This window comes from Kocuria sp. PD6, assembly GCF_031844145.1.
Lineage (GTDB): Bacteria > Actinomycetota > Actinomycetes > Actinomycetales > Micrococcaceae > Kocuria > Kocuria marina.
In genome coordinates this window covers 263,982-289,799 of sequence record NZ_JAUZUS010000003.1, presented here as the reverse complement: position 1 = coordinate 289,799, position 25,818 = coordinate 263,982, and the positions used below count along the sequence as shown (strand labels likewise).

Here is a 25,818-nt window from a genome sequence, read left to right as displayed (position 1 = left end):
GGCGGGGATGGACAACTGGGAATTCTGGCTCGACAAACCGTTCCGCGTGGTGCTCGTGTTGCTGGGCGCCGTGGTGGTCTCCGCGCTCGTGCGCCTGCTGATCCGCAAGATCACCCGGGGGATTGCACGCGGCACCCAATCGCGGATCATCAAGCGCTTCGACCACGGCCAGGCCCGCTGGGTGCAGGACGCGGGGCTGGCATCCGAACGCCAGAGCCTGCGGGCCAGGACCATCGGAGCGGTGCTCTCGTCCGTGTCCACCGTGGCGGTGTGGGCGATCGCGATCCTCATGATCATCTCGGAACTCGGGTACAACATCGGGCCGGTGCTCGCCTCCGCGGGCATCGCGGGCGTGGCGCTGTCCTTCGGTGCGCAGTCCCTGGTCAAGGACTACCTCTCCGGGATCTTCATGGTCGCGGAGGACCAATTGGGCATCGGTGACTCCGTGGATCTCGGTGAGGCCGTGGGCACCGTGGAGAACGTGGGGTTGCGCGTGACCCAGGTCCGGGACGTGAAGGGCACCCTGTGGCACGTGCGCAATGGCGAGATCCTGCGCGTGGGCAATCAGTCCCAGGGCTGGGCCCGCTGTGTCCTGGACATCCCCGTGCCCTACGACACCAACATCGACCTGATCGCGGACATGATCGAACACGAAGCCCGGCTCGTGCGTGACGATCCGGACGTGGGTCCCAGCATCGTCGCGGACCCCGAGGTGTGGGGTGTGGAGAACATCTCGGGTGAGAGCATCACGATCCGGTTGGCCGTCAAGACCGCTCCCCTCGAGCAGTGGGACGTGGCCCGCGTGATGCGGGTGCGGATCAAAAAAATGCTCGACCGGGACGGGCTGCGCATCCCGCTGACCAACCAGGTCACGGTGCGCACGGGGGCCGAGCCCGAGACACAGGGAGAAGCACCCACCACGTCCTTCCCCGTGCCGCGTGTGCCTACGACCGGCAAGCTGCGCACCACCCCGGTGCGCCCCGAACCCGTGGACGTGGACAGCCACACCCCGGACGGCCGCACCCCCAGCCGCGACGAGTCCGGCGAGGGAACCACGTCCGCGGAACGCCGCGGGGACGGCTGAGCGCGGGCCGTCAGCTCCGCTTCCGGCGGACTCCCCCACCCCGGGAGGGCCGCCCGCGTCCCGGCTTCGCTGCGCTACGCTTCCCCGCCGATGACGCTGCTCGCCTGTCCCTGTCACGGGCCCCATCCTTGGTGCGGCCGCCGTCTCGCGGCGCTTCCCTGCCACTGGACTCCTTACGGCCACGCACGATCCCCACGAACCGCTGCACCGTGTCCTCGCCCTCGTCATCCAGGCCGCGAGGCCACACGAGGACCACGGGAACGGTGGGGGCGTCCGTGAGCTCTCTAAAGGTCACGTCCTTGCGGGCATGCAGGCGCGCCACGGACATCGGCAGCACCACGGGGCCCACGCCGGCGGCGGCGAGTTCGACGGCCATGGCGGCGTCGTCGATGTCGGCGTGCGCTTGCGGGGTGGACTCCTCGGTGAGCTGCGCCAGGGTGAGGGAGTCGAGGACGGTCAGGAGGTCGTCGGTGCTCAGCACCGCCACCTGCAGCTCGTCGTACAGGTGCACCGCATTGTGGGTGACCCGCAGGTCCTCGAGCGAGGGATCCCCCGGCGCCCAGCCGAGCCGGACGAAGCACGCAGTGACGGCGGCGTCGTGGAGCGCCGAGCGCCATTCCGCGGCCGGGACCAGGACGTCCCGCAGCTCGGGGTGCATCCTGCGCTCGCGCCACCGGCCGAACCACTTGCCGGGCATGACACCGGGGACGTACCCCACGGTGAACGCGCCCGGCTCCGCGGGCTCAGAGGGGGGTGTCGGGGTGTCCGCTGCGGTCATGCTCCCACCCTAAGTGCACCCGTGCGTGCGCCATGTCCGGGCCTGTCCGAGCTGGGCGTGCAGGCCCATCCGAGTGATACGTGCGGCTTCGTGGCGCACGGATGTGCGAAAACCGGCGCGGAGGGCTAGAGTGTTCCCTGTTGTTCGGGGCTTTAGCTCAGTTGGTAGAGCGTTTCGTTCGCAATGAAAAGGTCAGGGGTTCGATTCCCCTAAGCTCCACATTCTTCTCAGATCCCGTGTCCGGAAGGGCACGGGATCTTTGCTGTCCGCGCGCCGCGCTCCCGATCGATGGAGTCGGGAGCGCGGCCGCCGGACCGTCGCGAACATCTGTGCCCCGTGAAGACATGCGATTCGCCGGGGACGTGTCTTTTCGGGGCACACGTGTATCCCCACCCATTACCCCGGCAGAATGGCCCCATGACCCAGCACCGCAGCTACACGACGAGCGTCGCCAGCGTGTACCCGAACTACGTGACCAAGGCGGGGAAGAAGAGCCGCACCAAGGACGAGGTGGACCAGATCATCTGCTGGCTCACCGGATACTCCCCCGAGCAGCTGCGGAGCCAGCTCGACAACGACGTCGATTTCCATACCTTCTTCACCGACGCCCCTGCCATGGAGAAGATCCTCCGAGGCTGACCCGCCGCGCGCGGATACTGTGAGCCCATGAAGATCCTCGTGACCGGCTTCGAGCCCTTCGGTGGAGAGACGGAGAACGCGAGCGGCGTCGCCGTCGACATGCTCCGCGAGTTCGCGCCGAGCGACGGCGTACGCATCGCCACGGCGATCCTCCCCGTCACGTGGTCCGGCGCGGGTCCCGCGCTGCTGCGGGCCGTCGAGGAACACCGGCCCGACGCCGTCGTGGCCGTGGGTGAAGCGGGCGGCCGAACGGCCGTCACCCCTGAGCGGTGGGCCAGGAACTTTGGGCACGGGCGCATCCCGGACAACGCCGGCGGGGTCCGCGACGCCGCTCCCCTCGCCGAGGGTCCCGAGCGCCTCGAGTCCCGCATTGACCCTTCCGCGCTCGCCCATGCCGTCCGGGACGCGGGCATCCCGGCCGAGGTCTCCGACGACGCAGGCGCTTTCCTGTGCAACGCCGTCTTCTGGACCGCGCTGCACCGCACGGATCTGCCCGCCGCGTTCATCCACGTACCCGCGGTCAGGTCGAGAGGATCAGCGGGGATCGGTGCCGAGACCGACCCGGATCACACCCCCGCGGATTCAGCGCTGAGTTTCGATGACCTCGCACACGCGCTGGCGGCCGCTGTCCACGCCGTCGCCCTCGAGTCAGGATCGCAGTCGGCCTGAACAGCCCCGGTAGGCCGGATCCACGCCACGGCCCCGAAAGGAGCTCAGCATGGTGTCCACATCGCGTCCCGCAGCCACCGCGTTCCTTGTGTCCGGCCTTTTCCTTCTGACCTCGTGCAACGGCGACCGGACGTCCGAACCGACCCGAGCGAAACGGCCGCGGCGGCGTCGTCGTTGGGTGAGCCCCGGACCTGACCGAAAACTTGGACGCGCCGTGGCCCGTTGCCTTCCACGGGGGCACTCCCCTGGTCAGCGAGCGCGACTCAGCCAGGATTCTGGAGCTCGACGACGCCGGGCAGGCTCGCGGGGTGGGCGTCGTTCGCGGCGGCCAGGGCGACACATCGTCCCACGCTTTCCCGCATGCGGCGTGGAACGATATCATCGCTCCATGGCGATTGAAGTGAGTGAGCTCCCCACGCTGGATGCACGAGCCACCGCGGCGTACGCGCACCTGTTCCAGGCCCTGAGTGAACCGACCCGGCTGGCCGTGGTGCAGCACCTGGCCTCGGGGGAACACCGGGTCCGGGACCTCGTGGAGCACATGGGCCTGGCCCAGTCCACGGTGAGCAAGCACCTGAGCTTCCTCGTGGAGTGCCACCTGATCCAGGCACGGCCGGAGGGGCGCGCCACGTGGTACTCGCTCACCCGCCCCCATGAACTCGCGGCCCTGATCGCAGCCGCGGAACCCATCCTGCACGCCACCGGCACCGACGCGGTGCTGTGCGCTCACTTGCGTCATCCCCCGCAGGGACCCGCCACCGGGACCGCTGCAGCGCGTGGCGGGGTGGCGTCGTCGTCGGGACGGGAGGCCGAGTAATGGGCGCCGGACACGTACACGGGCACACCCACGCGGGGGCCACAGGACACCCGGGGCGACTGCGGGTGGCCTTCGGGTTGACCGCGGGGATGGTCGTGGCCCAGGCGGCGGGGGCGGTGATCACGGGGAGCTTGGCCCTGCTGACCGACACCGTCCACGCCTTGACGGATGCGATCGGGCTGCTCGTAGCGCTCGTCGCGGCGCACCTGATGACGCGCCCGGCCAGTTCCAAGCACACGTGGGGCTTCCGGCGCGTGGAGGTGATCGCGGCCCTCGGCCAGGCCACCCTCCTGCTAGGCGTGGGGATCTTCGCCGCTGTGGAAGGTGTCCGGCGGCTCGTGGAACCGCGCGAGGTACCGCCCACGGAGCTGTTGGTCTTCGGTGCCGTGGGGTTGGCGTGCAACGTGGTGGCCATCCTGGTGCTGTCCTCGAGTCGGGAGAGCAACTTCAACATGCGTGCCGCGTTCCTGGAGGTCGTCAACGACGCCCTGGGCTCGCTGGGCGTGATCGTGGCCGCCGTGGTGATCGCGACCACCGGGTTCCAGCGCGCAGACACCGTGGCGGCACTGTTCATCGCCGCGCTCATCCTCCCCCGCGCCGTGCGGATCATGCGCGAGACCGCAGCGGTGCTCATGGAGTTCACGCCGCGCGGCCTGGATCTGGACCTGTTCCGTGAGCACATCATGGCCCTGCACCACGTGGTGGACGTGCACGACGTTCACGCCTCCACGGTCGCCACGGGCTTGCCCACCATCAGCGCGCACGTGGTCGTGGAGGACGAGTGCTTCCGGGATGGGCATGCGGCAGACTTGCTCCGGGACGTGAAGACGTGTGTCGCGGAACACTTCGACGTGTCGGTACACCACTCCACGTTCCAGATCGAAACGGCGGACATTCGCGATTCGGAATCCCACGAGGTTTTGCACGCCTGACTCCGCCGCAACGTCCACGCCCCGGGAGGACACCATGAGGGAACCCACCAGCACGCTGTTCACGGACGTCGTCGTCTTCGACGGCACGGACTTCCACTCCGGGACCAGGGACGTCCTGGTGCGCGAGGGACGCATCGAGCGGGTGGCCTCGCACGGTGAGATCCAGGCCTCGCAGGACACGCGCACGGTGAACGGCTCGGGACATACGCTCACCCCGGGGTTCATCGACTGCCACGTACACCTGACCGTGAGCAACGCGGGGTCCCTCGCGGGTTTCGCGGAACCGTTCTCCACGCAGTTCTACCGCTCGGTGGACAACATGCGCCGCACGCTCGACGCCGGTGTGACCACCGTGCGCGATGCCGGCGGTGCGGACGCCGGCCTCAAGCACTCCCTGGCCACCGCGCTGGTCCGCGGACCACGCGTGAAACTCTCGGTGAGCATCATGTCCCAGACCGGGGGCCACGGGGACAGCTGGTTGCTCTCGGGTGCGTGCTCACCCATGCTCGCGCCGCACACCGGCCGCCCCGACGGCGTGGCCGACGGTCCCGACGGCGTGCGGCGCAAGGCCCGCGAGATCCTGCGGGCCGGTGCAGACCAGATCAAGATCTGCTCCACGGGCGGCGTGTTGTCCCCCGACGACGATCCGCAGCACTCGCAGTTCGGCCCGGACGAGATCGAGGTCATCGTGGCCGAGGCCCGCGCACAGGGTGCCTACGTGATGTCCCACGCGCAGGGTGCCCCCGGGATCAAGAACGCCCTGCGCGCCGGAGCACGATCCGTGGAACACGGGATCTTCCTGGACGACGAGGCCATCGAGCTGCTCCTGGAGAACGACGCCTTCCTGGTCCCCACGCTGCAGGCCCCGCTCGCGGTGATCACGGCCCACGAGGCGGGCGTGCCCATGCCCCCGGGCGTGGTCGAGAAGGCCCGCCGCGTGGCGCAAGCCCACAGCGCGTCCGTGGCCAAGGCCCACGACGCTGGCGTGAAGATCGCCATGGGCACGGATGCGGGCGTGGGCACCCACGGCGAGAACCTCGAGGAGATCGAGCTCATGGCGGCCAACGGGATGTCCACGGCTCACGCGTTGCGTGCCGCGACATCCACGGCCGCGCAGCTCATCGAGGAACCGTGCCTGGGCAACCTCGAGCGTGGCGCCACGGCGGATCTGGTCCTACTCCAGGGCGATCTCCACCGCGAGGGCGTCACGCAACTGCGCGGCCGGGTCCGCGGGGTGTGGCAGGCCGGGGAACGGGTGCGCTGAGCGGGGCGCACCGCCCCGGCCCCCGGCAGGAACATCAGGCGCGCGCCAGACGCTCCCACGCGAGTTCGGCGAGGGCCGCGACCTGGGCGCCGCTCCGCCGGGTCCCTCCTCGCCGGGCTGGACCATGAACACGACGTTGCCCGACAGGTCGTCCCGGCGAGCGCTCAGCGGTGTGGCCGCGCCCACGAGACCAGCGGTGTGCAGGTCGGGCCGCAGTGATGTCGCGTCGTCCAGGAACGTCACGCGACCTCCTCGGTCCGGGCGGGCGGTCTCAGTCCCCGTCCGCCGGCATCCCCGTGAGTTCCGGTCCCGGCGCGAGCCGGACCGGGCCACGGGCTGTGGTGATGTCCACTGCCTCACCTTTTTGCTGCACCGTGATCTCCCCCACGTCCGCCAGTTCCCGGGCCACCGCCCGCACCCCGGGCATGTCGTCCCGCCATTCGTCCCCGCCCAGGGCCCGGGCGACGTCGGACGGGCAGATCGTCGTGCCCGCTCGGTGCCGCAGCAACGCACGGATCGTGGCCGCACGCCGTTCCCGCAGTCCGGACTCCGAGGGGCTCTCCCACCACGGGTCACCTCGCTCCCCCAGCGCGACCTTCGCGTCCTGGACCCGCTCGCGCGCGTGTTCGTCCTTGGACTTCACGGCTCGCCGGGCGCTCATGAGTTCGCGGACGAGTTCCTCCCGGAACTTCTCGGGGATGCACGGGTCCGTGGCGCGCCATGTGCGCCCGTTGACCACGATGTGGTGCCCGTCCGCAGTGCGTTCGGGGCCCGACGACGCCGCGGTCGCCGCGTCTTTCTTTTCCGGGGTCATCGGCGCAGCCCCCCGTCTAGTCCCAGGCGGGAGATGAGTTGTTCGTGGCGCGCCAGACCGGCCGTGACCACGGAAGGGTTCCGGGCGTACCAGCGCAGGTGTTCGGCCGCGATGTCCTGTTCCGGGATGTGTTCCCCGTGGATGATCCAGTCATCGTGCGGACCCCCGATCAAGTCGTCTGGATCGTGACCGAGGGCTTCGAGCGTGCTCGCGTATATGGGAGCGCGGATCCCACCGAGCAGTACCCGCCCGGGATCGGGGACGGTCGCGCTGAGGCCGGCCTCCGCCAGGATCGCCGCAGCGACCTCCGTGAGCACACCGTTACCCGGGTGATTGATCACGTGCACGGCATTGGGGCCGGCGGCATCCAGGATCGAGGCGACATCGAGGGCACGGTGCGCGTCCTGCCGCACCCGCAGCTGTCGCAGCGACTCTTCCCGTGCCGCCCACACTGCCTCCGGGGTCGGGCTGGTCAGCTCCACCGTGGACTCACCCCGGGCCGCGGCGGTCAGCACCCGCAGGTCGTGGTACGGAGCCACGGGAGGGTCCCCCACGCCTGGGGCCCGCACGATCGCGAGCGTGGGCATGAGGGCGGTCCAGCGCATCACCGGGATGCGCACGACCCGGGCGTCGTCGGCCAGGCGCGGGAGGACGTCGTCGTTACCCAGGGGCAGGCTGCGGTATCCGGCCACGACCGGTTGGGTCACGAACAGGGCGAGCCGCGGCAACAGGGCGTGCAGGTGGGACAGGTCCTGCTCGGTCAGTTCGTGCACGGGTGGCAGGCGCACGCCGTACCACGCACCGGCCAGTGCGCCGTGGAGCAGGACGCGCAGGGACTCGGCCTGACAGTTGCCGTACACCGCGAACAGCGGGACGTCGGGGAGTCCGTTGAGCCCGTAGAAGTCCCCGTAGTGCACCCGGCGGCCCGCGATGTGTGCGTCGTTCGTCGGTTCAGTGGTCATGTCCCACCCTGTCCTCGAGTCGTCGTGCGGTGTCCGCGGCGTGGACCGGGACCTGCGGATCGTCCGGGTCCACGTCCACCGGATTCGATTCTGCCCGGTTCACGGCACGCACGGAACGCACCGTGAGCAGCCCCGGCACATAAGTCTCCCCGCGCTCGCACCACCGACGCAGGGGCACGTCCAGAGTGAGGGGCGCGTGGACATCGGCGAGGACCACGGCCCGGTCGAGCACGTTCTGCGGTGGTGCACCGATCCGGATCCGGGGGTCCTCGGCGAGCGCGTCCGGGACCTCCGCGCGGTCCACGAACCACACCCCGGCATCCGTGTCGCGCAGGACGTGGGCGGCGGTGAGGTAGGCCTCGGCGGCGTCGTCGTGCCCGTGCACTTGCACGACCGCCCACGGTTGGCCGAACGCGACACCCGACCCGCGCGTGCTGCGCAGTGGGATCCGCCGGGCGAGGGCGAGAGTTTCGGCGTCCTTGACCGCGCGCGTGGCACTGCGGCCGGCGAGGTCGGGACCGTCGTGCCACGCCCCGGCCCCCGGTACGTGGGTGAAGCGCGCCCCCGCTTGCCAGCAGCGGTACGCCAGGTCCCAGTCCTCGCCGCCGTAGCCCACGAGGGTCTCGTCGAAGCCACCGCAGCGCTCGAAGAGTGCGCGGTCCATCGCGAGCAGCGCGCTGATCACGAGCCGGAAGTCCTCGGTCCCCGCGTCCGCCAGATCCGCCGTGCGGGCGTAGCCGTCCGCGAGCCACACGGGATCCTGCAGCCGACGTGCGCCGGGGACGTCCTCGCCCGCGACCCAGCGCAGCACGGCGGGCACGTTGAGGCCGTCGAGCGCCGCGTGATGGCGAGCGCCCACCGCGAGCGCGCCGTGGCCGTCATCCGCACGGGTGAGCCCGGTGAGCATCGCGGAGACGAACCCCGGCTCGGGGATCATGTCCCCGTCCAGGAACACGAGCACATCACCCTGCGCAGTGCGCGCCCCGAGATTGCGCGCCGCCCCCGCGCGGAAGCCCCGGTCCTCCTGGCGCACCACGGTGCACGTGAACGGGACGGGCGGGATCGCGGGGGCCTCTGCGGAGCCGTCGTCGGCGACCACAACCTCCACCTCTTCTACCGGGTGGTCCTGCTGCGCCAATGCGGCGAGCAGGCGGTCCAGGCCGCGCTGGTTCTCGAAGTACGGGACGATGACGCTCATCGACGGCGCGCTCACAGCGCACCTCGCCGAGGTGTGAGTCGATCCCCCGTGATCCGCTCCCACTGCATTGCGGCGGCAGCAGCCGTGCCGGGGACCTGAGCTACATCCCACGCGGCGGGATCGATCCACGTGGCGGCGGGATCCTCGAGTGCGCGAGCCAGCGCCGTCGGGAGGTCATCGGTAAGCGTAAGCGCCCATGGGGCCCGCGCCGCGAGTTCCTCGAAGAACGGGTGGGGCGTCACGAGGGGTTTGCGTCCGCTCGCGATCCACCGGCCCACCGATCCGGACGCCGACACGTGGGACGGTGCGACCACCGGGACCGTGACCTCTTGCGCGGCGCGGGTCAGGGCGGCGTCGGGCAGGAATCCCGTGGCGCTGAACGAATGCCCGAGCGCACGGGCCGCGGCGTCCAGGGCCGGGACGAGGTCGTCGTGACCGTCCGAGGGGCGGCCCAGCGCCACGACGTCAACCGGGGTGAGCACACCTTCGAGGGCCGCGACCACACGGTCGTGGCCCTTGCCCGGATACAGGAAGCCGAGCATCGCCACGCTCGGAGTGCCGTTCGCCGGGTGACGTCGCGCGGCCGCCCACTCCCCCGGCTCCGGCGGATCGATGGGCAGCGGGTCCACGAAAACGGCGGTGACATCGGCTGCGACGAACCGCTCGAGCTGGCGACGTTCCGACGTGCTGCTCACGATCACGGTGCGCGCGAGGTCCGCGACGCGCGCATAGGCGGCACGTCGCGCCTCGAAGGCGTGGCCGTCCGACGGCTGGGGAATGTCGTGCAGGGTCACCGAGACGGGCCGGACCCGAGCCAAACGGGCGATCGTGTCCGCGGCGGCCGTGGTGGAATCGCCGAACACGCGGTCGGTGAAGTGCAGGTGCACGGGGGCGTCGTCGCGGAGCAGGCCGGGCAGGAGTTCGTCGACCGTGCCGGACACCGATCGGGCTTCCGGGGTGTGCCGCGCGAGTGCCTCGGCATGCATGCGGACACCGTGCTGGGCCGGGCCCACACAGGCGAGGAGGGGAACTGTCACCGCCCCACTGTATCGACCCGGCCATCCATCCGGCCCCCAACATCTGTGTCCCGGAACAACACGTGGATTCGAGAATCCGTGCATTTTCGGGCCCCAGGTGTTGTGCAGTCCGGCTGCCGCGGCGGCCAGGAGCGGGCGGGTGGGTGGGTACCGGGTGCGTCCGAGAGGGCCCGGGTGGGCATCGCATGCGTCTTAAAGGACCCGGGTTGGCTGCCGGTCACACCCCGCACGTCGTGGCGGAACTCACTTCACCCGTGCACTCGTTGCACTTGTGCAACTTTGCACTCGTGCATAGGATTTTCGTCGTGCCTGAATCCCATCTCTCCCTGCGTGAACGCCACCGTGTTCGCACCCTCGCGGAGATCCATCGCGCCGCGCTGGAGCTCGCGACGTCGGGGAATTACGCCGACACCGCTGTGGAAGCCATTGCCGAACGTGCCGGGGTCTCCCGCAGGACGTTCTTCAACTACTACTCGTCCAAGGAGGACGCGATGCTGGGGCTCACCCCGCCGCGACTGTCCGAGGCCGCTCGCGAGCGCTATACGGATCCTGACGCCGGGGACGAGTTCGCTCGCACCGTGCGCCTGTTCGTAGACGTCCTCCGGGACGCCACAGGACCCCCGGAACTGGCCACGCGCCGTCGTGAACTGGTGTGCGCCCACCCCGAACTCAAACGGCGCATTGGGATGCACATCACCGCGGTGGAGAACCTCGTGGTCTCCACCGTCACCGAACACTCCGCGCGCGACACCCCTCCCCGCTCGGAGGAGACGACCCACGCGTTCGTCCTGCTGGCCGGCTCGGTCATCAAGTTCGTGTTCCGTACCAACACGCATCTGGCCACCACACCCGACGACGCCGCCATCCAGCGCGCGCTCGACCACGCCATCGGCGTCTTCCGCACCGCTCTCAAGGAGATCTCATGACCGCCACCGCCACCCGGGCTGTATCCAGCCCTCCTGTGGACGAGAAACCACCCCACCTCGGACTGCTGTTCGCGAGCCTCATGGTCGTCATGCTGCTCGCGTCCCTCGGCCAGACCATCCTCTCCACCGCTCTGCCCACCATCGTGGGAGACCTGGGCGGTGTGGACCACATGAGCTGGGTCATCACCGGCTTCATCCTGGCGTCCACCGTGATGATGCCGGTCTACGGCCGCATCTCCGATCTCCTCGGCCGCAAGCCCGTGCTGATCGCGGCCATCGTGCTGTTCATCGCGGGCTCCGCCCTGGGTGCGGCGGCCGGGACCATGAGCTGGCTCATCACCGCCCGCGTGGTGCAGGGCCTGGGCGGCGGTGGTCTGATGATCCTCGCCCAGACCTCCATCGCGGACGTGGTCCCCGCCCGTGAGCGCGGCAAGTACATGGGCGTGATGGGCGCCGTGTTCGCCGTGTCCTCGGTGGCCGGGCCGCTGCTGGGCGGCTGGATCACGGAGGGTCCCGGCTGGCGCTGGGCGTTCTCCTTCAACATCCCGCTCGGCATCCTGGCCATCATCGCGGTGGCCGTGTTCCTCAAGCTGCCCCGGCGGCCCCGCGAGGAGCGCGAACGCATCGACTATTTGGGCATGATCCTGCTGGCTGGTGCCACCACGTGCCTGATCCTGGTGTGCACGTGGGGCGGGACCCAGTACGACTGGAACTCCCCGCAGATCCTGCTGCTGTGCGCCACCACCCTGGCCGGGGCCATCGCCTTCGTGATCGCCGAGACCCGCGCGAGCAGCCCCGTGATCCCCCTGTCCCTGTTCAAGGACCGCAACTTCACCCTGACCACCGTGTCCGGGCTCGCGGTGGGCGTGGCCATGTTCGGCGCGATCGGCTACATGCCCACCTACATCCAGATGGTCAAGGGTGTGGACGCCACCCAGGCCGGTCTGCTCATGACCCCCATGATGGCGTCCCTGCTGATCACCTCGATCGTCTCGGGCCAGATCGTCTCCCGCACGGGTCGGTACAAGCTGTTCCCCCTGGTGGGCATGGTGATCATGGGCGTCGGCCTGTGGCTGCTGTCCACCCTGGAGGTCTCGGACTCCACCGTGCGGATGTGCGTGTTCCTCGCCGTGTTCGGCGCGGGCATCGGGCTGAGCATGCAGATCCTGGTGCTCATCGTGCAGAACTCGGTGCCCAACCGGATCGTGGGCACCGCCACCGCCTCCAGCAACTTCTTCCGCCAGGTGGGAGCCACCGTGGGCTCCGCCGTGGTGGGCTCGCTGTTCATCTCCCGGCTGAAGGACCTGCTGGCGGAGAACCTGCCCAAGATCCCGGGCAAGTCCGCCGGGGCGATGGACGCCAACTCCTTCACCCCGCAGAGCGTGCACGGGCTGCCGGTCATGTTCCGCGACCCGGTGATCCAGTCCTACAACGACGCCCTGCTGCCCATCTTCCTGTTCATGATCCCGCTCGCGGTGCTCGCGTTCGTGCTGCTGCTGTTCGTGGAGGAGAAGCCCCTGGCCACCCGCGTGGACCTGAGCACGGGCGAGATCTCCACGGTCGAGGCCACCGCCACCGAGGCGCAGGCGGCGGTGGGCGCCTCGGACCGCCCCGCAGAATCCCCTCGTCAGCCGGGGACCGTGACGGACAGTGCCGCCTCTGAGTCCCCGCGAACCCGGGAGACCTCGCAGGCGTCGGCAGCCAGGCAGACCGCGGCCCGCCCGCCGCGCAGAGGCCGACGCGGTGGCCGCCCGGCGCCGCGCCACCGGGCCTGAAAGAGCGCTCCGGGATCCGAGTGGTGCACGCCGTTCGCACCCCGGGACCAGCCGCTCCGCGTTGACCGGGCGGGCGCTGAGGCGAGACGGCCCCGCCACGAATGCAGTGCCCGACATCACGGGCCCGCAACCGCGCGACAGCACCGCCCCGCCCCTGGGATCCACCCCAGGGGCGGGGCGGTGCTCGTCAGTCCTCCGACGGCAGTACCTCGCACAGGTCCTCCACCAGATCCTCGAGGATCTCCGGCGCCTCGAGCATCCCGTCCCGCAGGTCGGACAACTCCATCCCGTGCAGCAGACCCACCGCGTAGCGGTCCTTGCCCGTGCGCTGGAAGGACCGGCTGGCCCGGGCCAACCACTCCTCCATGACGGCGGCGTCCGTGATCACGCCCAGATCGTCCTGGTAGTCCTTGGCCACCGCGGCCGCACGGACCCGCTTCTTGCCCGCCGTGGCGTGGGCGTGCCCCAGTGCCTCGGACACGTACCGCGCGGACTTGGCGGCCTTGCGGGTCTCGTGGACCACGTCGAACGCCGCGGCGGTCTGCATTGCGTCCAGACCCGGGAGGGTGATGCGTCGACCCACTTCGGCAGCCATGTCGCTGACGTCGGTCGCGACATCGGCGTCCGGGACCTTGGCGTTGGCGGAGACGAGCACACGGTTCAACGCGGCACCCAGCACGGTCTTGGCGAAGTCCTTGGCCGAAAGTTGCGCCGCGTCCTCGGTGATGTCCTGGCCCGCCGCGAGCACTCGCAGGTCCCGCACGAGTTGCAGGTAGGCGGCACCGTCGAGTTCCCGGCGCACGGTGCGGCCCGCCACCACGCCGAGCTGGTCGGCCGCGGCACGCAGTTCCTGCTTGGCCTGCTCCGTCACCACGCCGGAGGGCTGGGCCTCGAGCAACACGTCGAGTCGCTGACGGGCGACCTCTTGATCGCGGGCATCACCCAGGACCCTGGCAACACCCTTGAGGCGCTGTTCAAGATCCGCGACGACGTCCTCGGTCACGAACCCACGCGCGGCCTGCAGTACGGCCCGCAACGCCCGCGAGCGCACCCGCAACTGGTGCACCGAGTCCGGGGCGTCGATCCGCACGGCGAAGTCCCACCGCTGCAGCTCCCCGGTCAGGCGGGCGAGCATCGCCGCGAGAACGTCCGCTCCGGTCGGCTCGGACTCCGTTTCGGGCTCCGGCTCCGCCGCAGCGGGGACCTGAGAGTCCTTGTCCGAGGACTTCCCCGATTTCTTCTCGGTCTTTTTCTTCGACTTCTTCCCGGACTTCTCCGCCTTGGCCTTCTTGCCCGGCTTCTTGCCGGAGCCCTTGTCCGTCTCCGCATCGCCCGTCATCTCGGACTTCGTGGCCGAACCCCGCTCCGATTCCGCCGACGCCTTCGCGGCATCTGTTTCGCTCACACCACCGTCCGAGGACGTGGCGTGATCGGTGCCGGAACTGGCGTGGTCCGGGAGGGCGGCGTCGTTGGGCGCACCGGCTTGTGCGGCGTGCTCCGGGGCGACGACCCGCACGGAGTCGCCACCGTCCTGGCCCAGGGCCCGGGCGATCTTCGCGACCGACGAGGACGGCGCCGCCCCCGCCGCGTACAGCACGGCCTCCACGGCCTCGAACACCGTGCGGGCTTGCTTCTGGGTGAGGTCGTCGCGCGTGAGCTCGACCTCGCACTCGGACCACTCGCGCGTGACCCCGCCGCGCTCGTCGCGCGCGCTGACCGCGTCCAGGCACAGCTCCGCGTACTGCCCGTCCTCGCCGAGCACCGGGTACACCGTGCGGTGGGTGTTGATGGTTGCCACCGGGGTGAGGTCCTCCCCCAGGGTCAGGCCCAGCAGGACCTTGCGCAGGGCCGAGGGGATCCGCCGGGCGGAGGTCTTCAAGGGCTCGTAATGCAGTTCGCCGCGCACGTGCCCGGCCTGGTACTTGACGTGCCACCCGTCGTCGCTGCCACCCGTGCGACGCCGCACGGCCACCTTCGCGTGCGCGAGCGCGAAATCCGCGGTGTCGTAGTACGTGGCGCTCATCTCGTGCTCCACGGGCTCACCCACGGTGAAGTGCTCGAGCTTGTGCAGCTTGAGCTTGGGGGTGCGCTGCCCCGCGACGTCGTACTTGCGTTCGATCTCGACCTGCTGGGTGACCATGGTGCTCCCTGTGTGGAACGCGCCGCGGCCCTGGTCGGGTCCCGCGGCGCGTTGCTGTCAACGATTCTTCTGCAGAGCTCTCAGGCCCGACGTCGCTTCAACACGTCGTCGAGGTTCAGCGCCGCGGGTTCCTGCTCGCTGGCGCGCACGGCTTCCTTGAGGGACGTGGAACGCGCAGCCGGGCGCTCGGGCACCCGGAGGGGTTCCGGCTCGCTGCGCTCGACCACGGGCGCCTGCGTGTACAGGGGCTTGGGTACGGGGACCGGCTGCCATGTGGCAGCGCTCGACCCGGCCGACGCGGTGCTGCGAGCGACCTTGAGGGCCTCGGCGCGCAATTCGGCGACCGTGTAGGCGGGTTCCGCGGGACGTTCGGCGGTTCCGGTGGCGGGCTGTTCACCGTCCACGGGCAGATCCAGGGACGCGTGCAGCTCGCGGTCGTGCTGAGCGGCTTCCTGGCGGTCCTCGTCCTCGTTGTCGAAGATCGCGTACTGCACGGGGGCGACGTCAGCGATCGCGGGACGGGACGCGGTACGCTCCTCACGATCGGTCACGGCGAGGTAGCGCAGACCGGCCACGCAACCCGCACCCAGCAGGAACAGAACCACGGGCACGGCCCAGGACACGGCGGTCAACGGTGCCGCGAGGGCACTCATCACGGCGGCGACGAGCAACAGCACACCGGTGAGGAAGATGATCGTGCGGTCCCACTTGATCCGCAACCCCGCCAGGGAACCGCGCTGGACTGTGGTCGCGGCCGGCGCGGGTGCCGTTGTCTCCATGGCTGTCGTCTCCCGTTCGTGGACGTGTGATGAGGCTACTGTGTGCACTGTAGTGGACTCCGCGCCCACGCGCTCCCGCCTGTGGATCACGGCTTCGGTCTGCAGATCCGGGGCCTCCATCTGGGCACGTACGGGAGCGTTGGTGCGCCGAGCCACGCGCGGCGCGAACCACACGACGCACAGCACGATGATAACGGCCAACACGGCCGAACTGCTCACCCACGACAATCCCACCGTTTCAGGGTAGGTCACTGCATGGTGATCCCTCGGAACGGGGGCGCGTGTTGCTCACATCAATGTAAATCGATGTTGTCATGACGCCGGCCGATACCGCACGAGGCAGCCGTCAGCGGGACGCGCGCCGGACCGTGATCCCGCGGTCCTCCCCCGTGAAGCGACGGACGAGTCCCTCCGGTGCTTCCTCCGCGGTGAGCGCAAAGCTGCGGTGGTCCGCCCAGTCCCCAGCGATGTGCAGGAACCGCCGCCGCAGTCCCTCGTCCCGGAAACCGAGTTTCTCCACGACCCGCAGTGACTTGGCGTTCTCGGGCCGGATGTTGATCTCCATCCGGTGCAGGTTCAGGTGCTCGAAGCAGTAGTCGGTGGCCATGGCCACCGCCATGGGGGCGATCCCGCGTCCGGCTTGCGCGCCGTCCACCCAGTATCCCAACGTCGCGGAGCGGAACGAGCCCAGGGTGATGCCCGAGACGGTCAGTTGCCCCACGAGTTCGTGGCGCCGGGTCCCGGGGTCCTGCTCGGTGATCAGCCACGGCAGGGTCTGCCCTTCCCGCGCCTGCTTGGTCATGGAGCGCACGAAACCACGGAACGACGGCGCCGCGCCGTCCGCCTCGGGGTTGCTCGCCTCCCATGGTTCGAGCCACTGCTTATTGCGGTAGCGCACCCGGTCCCATTCACCGCGGTCACTCATGGCCAGTGGGCGCAGCACGAGCTGCGCCCACTGAAGGGTGACCGGCCATTCGGCAGCCGTGTTCACGAAGGTGGGGACCTCAGCCTTCGAGGTCGCGGGCGTAGTCCTTGATCCAGGCGCGCAGGCCCGGACCGAGGTCCTCGCGTTCGCACGCGAGCTCGATGTTCGCCTTGAGGTAGGACAGCTTGTCTCCGGTGTCGAAGCGGCGGCCCTTGAAGACCACGCCGTACATGCCGTGGGCAGCATCCCCGCGGTCCGCGATGGTCTGCATGGCATCCGTGAGCTGGATCTCGTCACCGCGACCGGGGGCCGTGTTCTCGAGGATCTCGAAGATCTCCGGGTGCAGCACGTAGCGGCCGATGATCGCGAGGTTGGATGGGGCGTCCTCCGGCGCGGGCTTCTCCACGAGGCCGTTGACCTGGACGTAGTCCTCCCCCTCGACGGCGGTGACGTCTGCGCAGCCGTACGCGCTGATGTTCTCGCGGGGCACCTCCATGAGGGCCACCACGGAACCGCCGGTGCGCTCCTGCACGCGGATCATCCGGGCGAGCAGGTCTTCCTTCTCGTCGATCAGGTCGTCGCCCAGCAGCACCGCGAACGGGTCGTCGCCCACGTGGGTCTTGGCACGCAACACCGCGTGTCCCAGCCCCTTGGGGTCCTGTTGCCGCAGGTAGTGGATCTCGCCCAGGTCCGATGCGTGCTCGACCTCGGCCAACAGGGCCTTCTTGCCGGACGCATCCAGTTGCGCCTCGAGGGCGGGGACGCGGTCGAAGTGGTCCTCGAGGGCACGCTTGGAGCGGCCGGTGATCATGAGGACGTCGTCCAGGCCGGCATCCACGGCTTCCTGCACCACGTACTGGATGGCCGGGCGGTCCACCACGGGCAGCATTTCCTTGGGCATGGCCTTGGTGGCGGGCAGGAATCGGGTGCCCAACCCCGCGGCGGGGATGACGGCCTTGTGTACGCGCTTGGTCTCTTCACGACTCATGGGATCAGGGTAAACGACCGCACACGAGCGCCCGCGTTCCAACGCCCGTGTGATACCGGGAATGCGAGAATTCTCGGGAAATGTACTCCCCACGGTGAACAGGGAAGGACGGTCGACGACGCATGGACCCCACGGCATCCCCCGCGGACGCATCCCCGGTCCCCGAGGACAAGGCGCGATTGCGCGCACGGATCCTGGCGCGGCGGCGTCGTCGTGGGGCGGCCGCACGGCACCGGGCGGAGACGGGGTTCGCGGAGCACCTGGCGCGCGTCCTCGCCGGGACCGGGACGGGTGACCTCGCTGCGTTCCTGCCGCTGCCGGACGAGCCGCCCCTGCTGTCCGCGCTCACGCAGGCGCATTACCGCGGCCACCGGGTCTGGTTGCCCGTGGTGGAACCCCTGCGGCAGTTGAGCTGGGTGCAGTGGCACCCGGATGCCCCTCTGGTCCAGGGGGCGTTGCCCGGGCTGCTCGAACCCGCCGGGGAACGGCACGGGGCGGAGGTGTTCACGGCGGTGCGGGTGTTGCTCGTGCCAGTGGTCGCGGTGGACGAGGCCGGTGTACGGCTGGGCTTCGGGGGCGGGTACTACGACCGGTTCCTGCCGCGCATTACGGGGACCCAGCACCGGCTGGAGGCCATGGCCTGCTGCTACGCGGACGAGGTGCTGCCGGCGGGGACCGTCCCCCGCGAAGCGCACGATGCCGTGCTCGGCAGCGTCCTCACGGAACGCGGCGTCGTGCCCCTGGGGCCCTCCGGGCAGTGACCGCAGCCGTGGACGGGCGAGTAGGATGTGAGGTCGGTAAACCACCCTCACCCCTCGAAGGAACACCCGTGCCCGTTTACGCCTATGCCTGCAAAGATTGCGGCCATGCTTTCGACATCCGCCAGTCCTTCTCCGACGACGCCCTGACGGTGTGCCCGGAATGCGGCGGCCGGTTGCGGAAGAAGTTCAACTCGGTGGGCGTGGTATTCAAGGGTTCCGGTTTCTACCGCAACGACTCGCGCTCGGACTCCTCCTCGAGCGGGAGTTCCTCCGGCACCTCGGGATCGGCGGATGCCACCGCGACCCCGGCCGCGGACAAGGGCGCAGGCAAGGACTCCGGCACCGCTGCGTCCGCCACCTCCGGCAGCGGCACGAGCTCATCCTCCGCCTCGACCGCGAGCGGGTCGACCTCCGCGTCCTGAGTCGACGTCGCTCCCACGGTCACTTCCGCCGGGCCCGCTGCTGACCGGACCAGCGCGGCGTCCCGGCACGACGGGACCCGGGTCGACAGACCGGCGCATGCCTGATTCTCACCGCGGCGAGCGCACTGCACGGGTGAGCGTTCGGCGCTGAGCCCACCCCCGGTCTCCACCGATCCACCACGCCGCTCCGGGACGACGCCGCCACCCGCCTAGCGTCCGGGTATGCGCTCCCGATCCCGTCCGCACTATCCGCTGGCTTTGCGCGTCCGCACCGCGGTGCGGCGCCGCCACCGCCTCGTGGCCGCGGCGCTGTGTGCCCTGGCCCTGACGCTCGTGATCCTGCGACTCGCCCCGCCGAACGCGCAGACCACACCCGTGGTCACGGCGGCCCGGGAGATCCCCGCGGGCCAGTCCCTTGCGCCTGGTGACCTCACGGTCGCAGAGTTCCCGTCCGCCCTCACCCCCGCGTCAGCCTTCAGCAGTCCCGACGACGCCGCGGGGCAGACCACCACGATCGCCCTGACCGCGGGGCAACCCGTGACACCGTCCACCGTGCTGGGCCCCGGGGTGCTCACGGGTCAGCCCCAGGGGACCACCGCTGCGACGGTGCGGGTGAGCGATCCCGCGGTGCTACGACATGTCCGACCGGGTGACGTGGTGGACGTGGTGCACCACACCGACGATGCCTCGAACGGGCGCGGTCGCGCCGTGGCCCAATCGGTCACCGTGCTGTGGGCCGCGACCGCACGCTCCCCCGACACCTCGTCCCTGCTCTCCGCGTCGGGCACCGACGGGGATGCCGGGCTCGTGGTCCTGGCGGCGTCCCGTGAGACCGCCGCGGAACTGGCCACGCTCGACGGGACGGGTCGGGTGTCCCTCGTCCTGGTGTCGTCGTGAGGGAACGCGGGATCATGCAAAACCCTGCCCCGGGTCGAGGTCATACGGACTCGGGTGGAATCACCACCGGATCCATCCGGCAGCCGGCTCACCCCCAGTGGGGCGGGCGCTGCTGTTTCAACCACTGCGCGTGGCCGCTCTCCGCGGCAGCCTCCCGGGGGTCCGGGGCGTCGCCGCCCAGCTCGTCGGAGCCCGCACCCCACTCAGTGGTGCGCAGCGCGCACTCCGCGTCCGGCGCGGTTCCGCCCGTCGCGCGGCGGTGGCCGCGGCGGCGTCGTCCCCCGGGCTGGGCGGAAGTGGCGCCATCCGGGGCGCCCTCGGGCGAGGTGACCGCTGCGCCCGGGGCGTCCTCGCCATCCGTGGGCCTTGGGCCCCGCGCAGGATCCGGAGCCACCTCCTTCGGCGCCGCCTCGTCCCGCGAGCGCCCGTCCCCGGCGTCCGAGCCGTCCCGCGAGGACTCAGGACGGCCCGCCGGGCGATCAGTCGTCACGCGAACCGCTCACTCTCCGCGCGTCGGTCTCCGAGTCGGACCCCGCATCGGGCCCCAGGCCGAGGTAGCGCTGGACGAGACCGGCCACGGTCTGCGGGTCCGTGAAGACCTCCACGGACCACAGGCTCACGTAGTTCCACCCCGCGCGTTCGAACTGTTGCGGGATGAGCCGCGAGCGTTCGCTCACGCTCAGCGCGCGGCTGCGCTCGGACCCGTCGGAGCGCAGCGCCACCGGGATGCGTACGGGCTCGCCCGTGGCCGCACGCTGGGTGACAGCCCCCGCGGACAAGGACTCGGTCTCCGCGTACGCGGCCATGTCGATCATGTGGGCGTAGCCGGTGTGGACCGTGGCTCCGGCGCCCCGCAGCCGTCGGGCGAGATCAGCGACCAAAGCATCCGGGGCGGCGTCGGTGTCCTCGGCGGGAGCCACCGCGCGCTCCGACGTGGTGTCCTCCCCAAAGAGGATCTCGAGCATGTGGTACATGTCCCTGGCGCCGTTCTGCAGCCGCCGCGGCTCGGTGTCCTTGGGGTGGATGGACGTGACGATGTGCGTATGGCGACGCGAGCGGGTCATCCCGCGCACGAACGCCTGGCGCCCGTCCCGCTCGGACAGTGCACCCAACTGCGGGGTGCTGCGCCCGGACGTGGTGCGCCCGAAGCCGAGCGAGAAGATCACGGTGTCCCGCTCGATCCCCGCGGCCCGGTGCAACTCGACCACGCGGAAGGACTCCCGCCCCGGAGCGAAGAACTCGGCGGACTCACCGGTCTCCCGCAGTCGACGCTGCACGGCCTGGGCCACGCGGGCGGCATGCATCGCACTCGCGGTGACCACGGCCAAGGACCGCTCGGGGTGCCGCTCGGCGTGGGCGAAGACCAGGTCCACGGTGCGGTGGACCTCTGCGGTGGGTGCCTGCACCCCTTCGCTGCCCGCGGTGAGCACGCCCACGCCGTTCACGACGTACTCGGCGGACATCCCCGTGCTCACGCTCGTCAGTTCCGAGGCCTGCGGCACGCGGGTCAGGGTGCCGTCGTAGAACGCGTCGTTGAGGTAGTCGAACAAGCGGGGGTCCATGGGCCGGCGCACCGAGGTCAGGGACCGGGAGTCCACCACGCGGGTCAGTGCGTCGTACGCCGAGTCGATGTCCGCGACGGGTTGCGGAGTGTCCCGGGCCGCGACGTGCGGGGCCACCGTGAAGGGCTGAGGACCCGCGGCGTTGCGGTCACCGAACGCGATGACCTGATCCGCCCGCACGAGCGCGGGCAGCGTGGCCGCCAGCGGGGTGGACTCGGCGTCCAGGACCACCACGGTGTCCACGGACTGCTCCTCCCCCAGCGTGGCGGTGAGTACGAGCGGACTCGCGGTCCACACGGGCACGAGCGACGGCGTGAGGTGCTGGACCCGGTCCAGCTCCTCGGTGCGCACGTGACCGCTGCGCAGCATGTTCCGCAGCGCGCGAGCCTCCCGGGGGTTGCGCTTGGTGTCCCGCGCCCAACGCTCGGCCAGCGCGTACTCGAGTCGCGCCGGTGCGGCCGCGATGTGGGCGGAATCGGCGCGGCGGAACACGGATTCCGTGCGGCGCAGCTCGGAACCGTCCGGCATGGCCACGAAGTCATCACCGCTGATCATGGCCTCGAGCACGGACTGCCACCACGCGAGGTCGAGTTCCTCGCCCACGCGCTCGGCGGGTACCGCGCGGGTCTCGAGGTCTTGCAGGAACTCCCCCAGCCCGCGCGCCCGCAGGTCGTCGAGCAACACGGTGCGTTCGGGCAGGGTCGCGAGGTGGGCCTCGTCGTTGATCAGTTCGTCCAGGATTTCCTGGAGTTCGTCCACCCCGGCCGTCTCCAGGCGCGCGGCAGTGCGGGAGCCCTCGAGTGCGATCGCGAGCCCCTCGAGGTCCTCTCGGAACCGGCGATCGATCTGCAGGGTCTCCCCGGCGCGGTCCGAGACGGCGGGCTGTTCGAGCGTGGTGGCCCATTGGCGCCACCTGTCCCGTTCGGACTGCACTTTCACGAGCGCCGAGTGCAGGTCCGAGAGGTGCACGCCGGGTCGGAGGTATTCCTTGGCGGCCTTGCGCAGGCGGGAGCGCTGCAGCCCGCTCAGCTCGATCTCGTGGTCCCGCCGCCAGGACGCTGAGGCCGTCGCGGCGATCAGGTCCGTCACGGGCCGGTCGTAGATGTCCGGTGTGAGGTACTCGAGCGACTCCCCGACCTCGATCACGAGTTCGAGCTGTTGCTCCCATTCGCCGATGGTCGAGCCCACGCGCAGCCCCGAGACCCCCAGGACGTTGCGCATGGCCGTCTTGAGGGTGGTCAGTTCGAGCAGCAGGGACTTGGCGAGGTCGTGGGCCTCACGGGCCTCGTCGTCGTTGACGAGCCGCGCACCGTGCCACGGGCTCGTGAGCGCCGCAGCGTCGAACGCGCCGAGGGTCGCGGCGCGCTGGAGCTGACGCTGCACCTCGCTGCGGTGGGACACTGCGTCCAGCACGGAACGGCGGAACCGCACGGCGGTCTGCGGTCCGGGGGTGCGCGCGGTCAGTTCCGCGAGCGCCTGCATGGCCTCGTAGGGCGAGGCCTGCCAGCGGGGACGCAGTGCGTGCAGGGATTCCTCGTGCACCCGCAGCTGTTCGCGGCTGCGCTGCAGGGCGTCCAGGTGCTGTTCCAGCTGCGGCTGCTCGGCGCGTTCGTTGCGGGCGACGGCGCGCACGAGCCGCTCGGCGACGTCGTCCGGGCTCAGGTGGGAGCCCAGCGGCAGGACGAGGGAGTCCAGGCCGGTGCGGTTCCACGCGCGGTTGAACGCGGCGAGCGTGGTGCGGGACTCGCCGAGCACCAGGACGCTGCGGCCGCGGTGCACGAGTGCGCCGACCGTGGAGACCACGGTGTCCACCGCGGCGGTGCCCACGGGTGTAGCGACCACGAAGCTCTCACCCTGTTCGGCGAGGTCCACGATCTCCTGCTGATTGGCGTCCAGGTCCGTGAGCAGCAGCTCCTGGGCGGGGTCGCGCTCGTCGAGACCGGGTGCCTGATCGGTCAGGGGGCGCACGACTGGCAGTTTGCCGACCTCGGGGTTCTTGAGCCGGGCGAGGTCCTCGATCAACTGGGTGTGCGCGACCACGTGCTCGTCCGCGGGACGTTCGTGCAGATCCGCGAACGTGGAGACCAGCAACTGGTGTTCCACGTGCATGCCCGGGACGTGGGCCGCGAGCTGGCGCAGGGTCTCCAGCACGGGCGCGGGGTCCAACTTGCGGGTGCCGTACGCGAGCCGGGACATCTCCGCCGTGGCCAGTTCCACGCCGTGGTCCTCGCGCAGCCGACGCACGAGTGCCGGGTTGAGGTGGGCGGGACCCACGATGTGCAATTCGAAGTCCTTGTGGTCCGGGCGCAACTTGACCGTGACCGGGGCGAGCAGGACCGGGGCGATGAACCGGCGCAACCCGTCCGCCACGGGATCGGCGAGCCACGACGCCGTGCCCGCGGCCAGATAGGAGGCGTCCAGACCGTGCATTACCGACAGCTCGTGGACCTTGGTGCGCAGCGCCCGGGCCGAGCGCACGGCGCGCTCGTACGCGGGGCTGTCCTGGTGGATCATCGTGGACAGCCGGGTGGGACGGCCCATGAGCAACTGTGCCTGCCCCGAGGAGTTGGCCTCGGTGAGATCGATGCAGACGTTGTCCACCTGGTTGAAGTCCAGCAGGGTGTCCGGGCCCGTGTAGGCGTCCATCTGTTGGGTCCAGGAACGCAGGGACACGCGGGGGTGTTCGCGCTCGCCCGTGGCGCCCGTGTCCTGGGGGGTTGTTCGGGAACGGTCCGGGGCGGGTGTCGACATGGTGCTCCTACTCACGAGTGCGCCGGTCTGCTCACCACGGGGGATGGGGCGGACCGGCGCACCGCAACTAACGATGGCTCTCTACGCGGTGGGGTTCACTCCCACTCGATGGTTCCCGGCGGCTTGGACGTGACGTCCAGGACCACCCGGTTGATCTCCTCGACCTCGTTGGTGATGCGGTTGGACATCCGGGCGAGCAGCTCGGAGGGCAAGCGGGACCAGTCAGCGGTCATGGCGTCCTCGGAGCTGACCGGGCGCAGCACCACGGGGTGGCCGTACGTGCGACCGTCCCCCTGGACGCCCACCGAGTGCACATTCGCGAGCAGCACCACGGGCATCTGCCACACGTCGTCGTCGAGACCGGCACGCGTGAGCTCCTCGCGGGCGATCGCGTCCGCGCGGCGTAGGATGTCCAGGCGCTCCTCGGTGACCTCACCGATGATCCGGATCCCCAGACCCGGACCGGGGAACGGCTGGCGGCCCACGATGTTCTCGGGCAGTCCCAGTTCGCGGCCCACGGCGCGGACCTCGTCCTTGAACAGGGCGCGCAGCGGTTCCACGAGTTCGAACTGCAGGTCCTCGGGCAGCCCGCCCACGTTGTGATGGCTCTTGATGTTGGCGGCACCCTCACCGCCGCCGGATTCCACGACGTCCGGGTACAGCGTGCCCTGCACGAGGAACCGGACGGGCTGGCCGTCCTGGGCCTCGTCGCTGAGCACCTTTTGCTCGGCGGCCTCGAACGCGCGAATGAATTCCCGGCCGATGTTCTTGCGCTTGGTCTCGGGGTCGGTGACACCCTTGAGCGCGGCGAGGAAGCGGTCCTGCTCGCGGGCCACGTGGAGCTTGATGCCCGTGGCGGCCACGTAGTCCTTCTCGACCTGCGCGACCTCGTCCTGGCGCATCAGACCGTGATCTACCAGCACGCACGTGAGACGGTCCCCGATCGCGCGCTGCACGAGGGCTGCAGCCACCGCGGAGTCCACACCGCCGGAGAGCCCGCACAGGGCCTTGCCGTCACCCACCTGGGCGCGGATCGCGGCCACCTGCTCCTCGATGATGTTGCCCGTGGACCACGTGGGCGTGAGCTGGGCCCCCTCGAAGAGGAAGTTCTCCAGGATCTTCTGCCCGTACGCGGAGTGCTTGACCTCGGGGTGCCACTGCACGCCGTAGAGCCTGCGCTCGCGGTTCTCGAAGGCCGCCACCGGGACGCCCTCCGTAGTAGCCAGGGTCGTGAAACCCTCGGGCGCGGCGGTGACCGAGTCACCGTGACTCATCCACACTGTCTGCACGTCCGGGGTGCCGTCCAGGATGGTGCCCACGCCGTCCCCGGAGGTCGAGGCGGCGGTGGCCCCGTACTCGCGCACACCCGTGCGCTCAACGGTCCCGCCCAGGGCGTTGGCCATGATCTGAAAGCCGTAGCAGATCCCCAGCACGGGCACGCCGGCTTCGAACAGTTCGGCGTCCCGTTGCGGCGCACCGGGCGCGTACACGGACGCCGGGCCGCCGGAGAGGATCAGCGCGGCGGGGTTGCGCTGCAGGATCTTCTCGGTGGACCAGGTGTGCGGGACGATCTCGGAGTAGACGTTCGCCTCGCGTACCCGGCGGGCGATCAGCTGCGCGTACTGCGCGCCGTAGTCGACCACGAGTACCGGACGTTGCTCCAGTTCGCTCAGGGTGTCAGGGGATTCACTCACGCGG

Annotated in this window: 23 protein-coding genes, 1 tRNA gene and 1 pseudogene; 12 read left to right on the top strand and 13 right to left on the bottom strand. The window is 70.2% G+C overall.

Features of this window, described 5'->3' with window-relative positions; translation table 11 throughout:
• Nucleotides 1–7: 7 nt before the first annotated feature.
• Entirely contained in the window at nt 8–1,084 is a 1,077-nt protein-coding gene (locus tag Q9R22_RS04420; RefSeq protein WP_085106457.1) for a mechanosensitive ion channel family protein, read from the top strand.
• 10 nt (nt 1,085–1,094) lie between these two features.
• Here Q9R22_RS04420 and Q9R22_RS04415 read toward each other — a convergent pair whose 3' ends face one another.
• On the bottom strand, nt 1,095–1,862 hold the full coding sequence (locus Q9R22_RS04415) for a LysR substrate-binding domain-containing protein (RefSeq protein WP_242670614.1): 768 nt from the start codon (nt 1,860–1,862) through the stop codon (nt 1,095–1,097).
• Between the two features lie 146 nt (nt 1,863–2,008).
• Here Q9R22_RS04415 and Q9R22_RS04410 point away from each other — a divergent pair.
• From Q9R22_RS04410 to Q9R22_RS04385, 6 genes are all read left to right on the top strand, one after another.
• Nucleotides 2,009–2,081: transfer RNA gene (locus Q9R22_RS04410), tRNA-Ala, on the top strand.
• 198 nt (nt 2,082–2,279) lie between these two features.
• Nucleotides 2,280–2,501, top strand: coding sequence for a DUF2200 family protein (locus tag Q9R22_RS04405; RefSeq protein WP_131332512.1), 222 nt, complete (start codon nt 2,280–2,282; stop codon nt 2,499–2,501).
• 27 nt (nt 2,502–2,528) lie between these two features.
• Nucleotides 2,529–3,170 (top strand): pyroglutamyl-peptidase I, encoded by a 642-nt coding sequence (locus Q9R22_RS04400; RefSeq protein WP_131332511.1) that lies wholly within the window; start codon nt 2,529–2,531, stop codon nt 3,168–3,170.
• Nucleotides 3,171–3,558: 388 nt separating this feature from the next.
• Entirely contained in the window at nt 3,559–3,987 is a 429-nt protein-coding gene (locus tag Q9R22_RS04395) for a helix-turn-helix transcriptional regulator (protein WP_131332509.1), read from the top strand.
• Complete coding sequence (locus Q9R22_RS04390) at nt 3,987–4,919, top strand: cation diffusion facilitator family transporter (RefSeq protein ID WP_085106452.1); 933 nt, start codon at nt 3,987–3,989, stop codon at nt 4,917–4,919. Before Q9R22_RS04395 ends, Q9R22_RS04390 begins: the two co-directional genes overlap by 1 nt.
• A 34-nt stretch (nt 4,920–4,953) precedes the next feature.
• Complete coding sequence (locus Q9R22_RS04385) at nt 4,954–6,183, top strand: amidohydrolase family protein (protein ID WP_311254080.1); 1,230 nt, start codon at nt 4,954–4,956, stop codon at nt 6,181–6,183.
• 84 nt (nt 6,184–6,267) lie between these two features.
• On the opposite strand, the pseudogene Q9R22_RS04380 reads toward Q9R22_RS04385, so the two are convergent.
• The 5 genes and pseudogenes from Q9R22_RS04380 to Q9R22_RS04360 form a co-directional block, all read right to left on the bottom strand.
• A pseudogene (locus Q9R22_RS04380) lies at nt 6,268–6,390 on the bottom strand (M20/M25/M40 family metallo-hydrolase); the annotation flags it as partial.
• 64 nt (nt 6,391–6,454) lie between these two features.
• Nucleotides 6,455–6,997, bottom strand: a complete 543-nt coding sequence (locus tag Q9R22_RS04375; protein WP_311254079.1) for a DUF3253 domain-containing protein — start codon at nt 6,995–6,997, stop codon at nt 6,455–6,457.
• Nucleotides 6,994–7,959 (bottom strand): WcbI family polysaccharide biosynthesis putative acetyltransferase, encoded by a 966-nt coding sequence (locus Q9R22_RS04370; protein WP_131332507.1) that lies wholly within the window; start codon nt 7,957–7,959, stop codon nt 6,994–6,996. Before Q9R22_RS04370 ends, Q9R22_RS04375 begins: the two co-directional genes overlap by 4 nt.
• Nucleotides 7,949–9,157 carry a glycosyltransferase gene (locus Q9R22_RS04365; RefSeq protein ID WP_131333880.1) on the bottom strand — a complete coding sequence of 403 codons (1,209 nt, stop codon included), beginning with the start codon at nt 9,155–9,157 and terminating at the stop codon, nt 7,949–7,951. The genes Q9R22_RS04370 and Q9R22_RS04365 overlap by 11 nt, the downstream gene beginning before the upstream one ends.
• 11 nt (nt 9,158–9,168) lie before the next feature.
• Nucleotides 9,169–10,194: a hypothetical protein gene (locus Q9R22_RS04360; protein ID WP_242670612.1), complete on the bottom strand. Its 1,026-nt coding sequence runs from the start codon at nt 10,192–10,194 to the stop codon at nt 9,169–9,171.
• 305 nt (nt 10,195–10,499) lie between these two features.
• Here Q9R22_RS04360 and Q9R22_RS04355 point away from each other — a divergent pair, with 305 nt between their 5' ends.
• Together Q9R22_RS04355 and Q9R22_RS04350 are read left to right on the top strand one after the other, a co-directional pair.
• Nucleotides 10,500–11,120: a TetR/AcrR family transcriptional regulator gene (locus tag Q9R22_RS04355; protein ID WP_144931415.1), complete on the top strand. Its 621-nt coding sequence runs from the start codon at nt 10,500–10,502 to the stop codon at nt 11,118–11,120.
• On the top strand, nt 11,117–12,895 hold the full coding sequence (locus Q9R22_RS04350; protein ID WP_131332506.1) for an MDR family MFS transporter: 1,779 nt from the start codon (nt 11,117–11,119) through the stop codon (nt 12,893–12,895). The genes Q9R22_RS04355 and Q9R22_RS04350 overlap by 4 nt, the downstream gene beginning before the upstream one ends.
• Before the next feature lie 187 nt (nt 12,896–13,082).
• Here the strand turns inward: Q9R22_RS04350 and Q9R22_RS04345 are convergent, their stop codons facing one another.
• The 4 genes from Q9R22_RS04345 to galU all read right to left on the bottom strand — a co-directional run bounded on the left by Q9R22_RS04345 (nt 13,083) and on the right by galU (nt 17,727).
• The gene (locus Q9R22_RS04345; protein WP_131332505.1) at nt 13,083–15,035 is read right to left on the bottom strand and encodes a CYTH and CHAD domain-containing protein; all 1,953 of its coding nucleotides are present in this window, start codon (nt 15,033–15,035) and stop codon (nt 13,083–13,085) included.
• An 80-nt stretch (nt 15,036–15,115) separates the two neighbouring features.
• Nucleotides 15,116–16,066, bottom strand: a complete 951-nt coding sequence (locus Q9R22_RS04340) for a hypothetical protein (RefSeq protein WP_242670611.1) — start codon at nt 16,064–16,066, stop codon at nt 15,116–15,118.
• Nucleotides 16,067–16,160: 94 nt separating this feature from the next.
• Nucleotides 16,161–16,805, bottom strand: a complete 645-nt coding sequence (locus Q9R22_RS04335) for a GNAT family N-acetyltransferase (protein ID WP_131332504.1) — start codon at nt 16,803–16,805, stop codon at nt 16,161–16,163.
• 13 nt (nt 16,806–16,818) lie between these two features.
• A complete protein-coding gene (gene galU / locus Q9R22_RS04330; RefSeq protein ID WP_035965884.1) occupies nt 16,819–17,727 on the bottom strand; it encodes a UTP--glucose-1-phosphate uridylyltransferase GalU in 909 nt (302 codons plus the stop codon).
• A 122-nt stretch (nt 17,728–17,849) separates the two neighbouring features.
• Here galU and Q9R22_RS04325 point away from each other — a divergent pair, with 122 nt between their 5' ends.
• From Q9R22_RS04325 to cpaB, 3 genes are all read left to right on the top strand, one after another.
• On the top strand, nt 17,850–18,488 hold the full coding sequence (locus tag Q9R22_RS04325) for a 5-formyltetrahydrofolate cyclo-ligase (protein ID WP_311254078.1): 639 nt from the start codon (nt 17,850–17,852) through the stop codon (nt 18,486–18,488).
• Between the two features lie 68 nt (nt 18,489–18,556).
• Complete coding sequence (locus Q9R22_RS04320) at nt 18,557–18,910, top strand: FmdB family zinc ribbon protein (protein ID WP_131332502.1); 354 nt, start codon at nt 18,557–18,559, stop codon at nt 18,908–18,910.
• Nucleotides 18,911–19,132: 222 nt separating this feature from the next.
• On the top strand, nt 19,133–19,807 hold the full coding sequence (gene cpaB / locus Q9R22_RS04315; RefSeq protein ID WP_131332501.1) for a Flp pilus assembly protein CpaB: 675 nt from the start codon (nt 19,133–19,135) through the stop codon (nt 19,805–19,807).
• A gap of 88 nt (nt 19,808–19,895) precedes the next feature.
• Here the strand turns inward: cpaB and Q9R22_RS04310 are convergent, their stop codons facing one another.
• From Q9R22_RS04310 to guaA, 3 genes are all read right to left on the bottom strand, one after another.
• Nucleotides 19,896–20,297, bottom strand: coding sequence for a hypothetical protein (locus Q9R22_RS04310; protein WP_207387884.1), 402 nt, complete (start codon nt 20,295–20,297; stop codon nt 19,896–19,898).
• On the bottom strand, nt 20,287–24,120 hold the full coding sequence (locus Q9R22_RS04305; RefSeq protein WP_311254077.1) for a hypothetical protein: 3,834 nt from the start codon (nt 24,118–24,120) through the stop codon (nt 20,287–20,289). Before Q9R22_RS04305 ends, Q9R22_RS04310 begins: the two co-directional genes overlap by 11 nt.
• 95 nt (nt 24,121–24,215) lie before the next feature.
• A complete protein-coding gene (gene guaA, locus Q9R22_RS04300; RefSeq protein WP_131332499.1) occupies nt 24,216–25,814 on the bottom strand; it encodes a glutamine-hydrolyzing GMP synthase in 1,599 nt (532 codons plus the stop codon).
• Nucleotides 25,815–25,818: the final 4 nt, after the last annotated feature.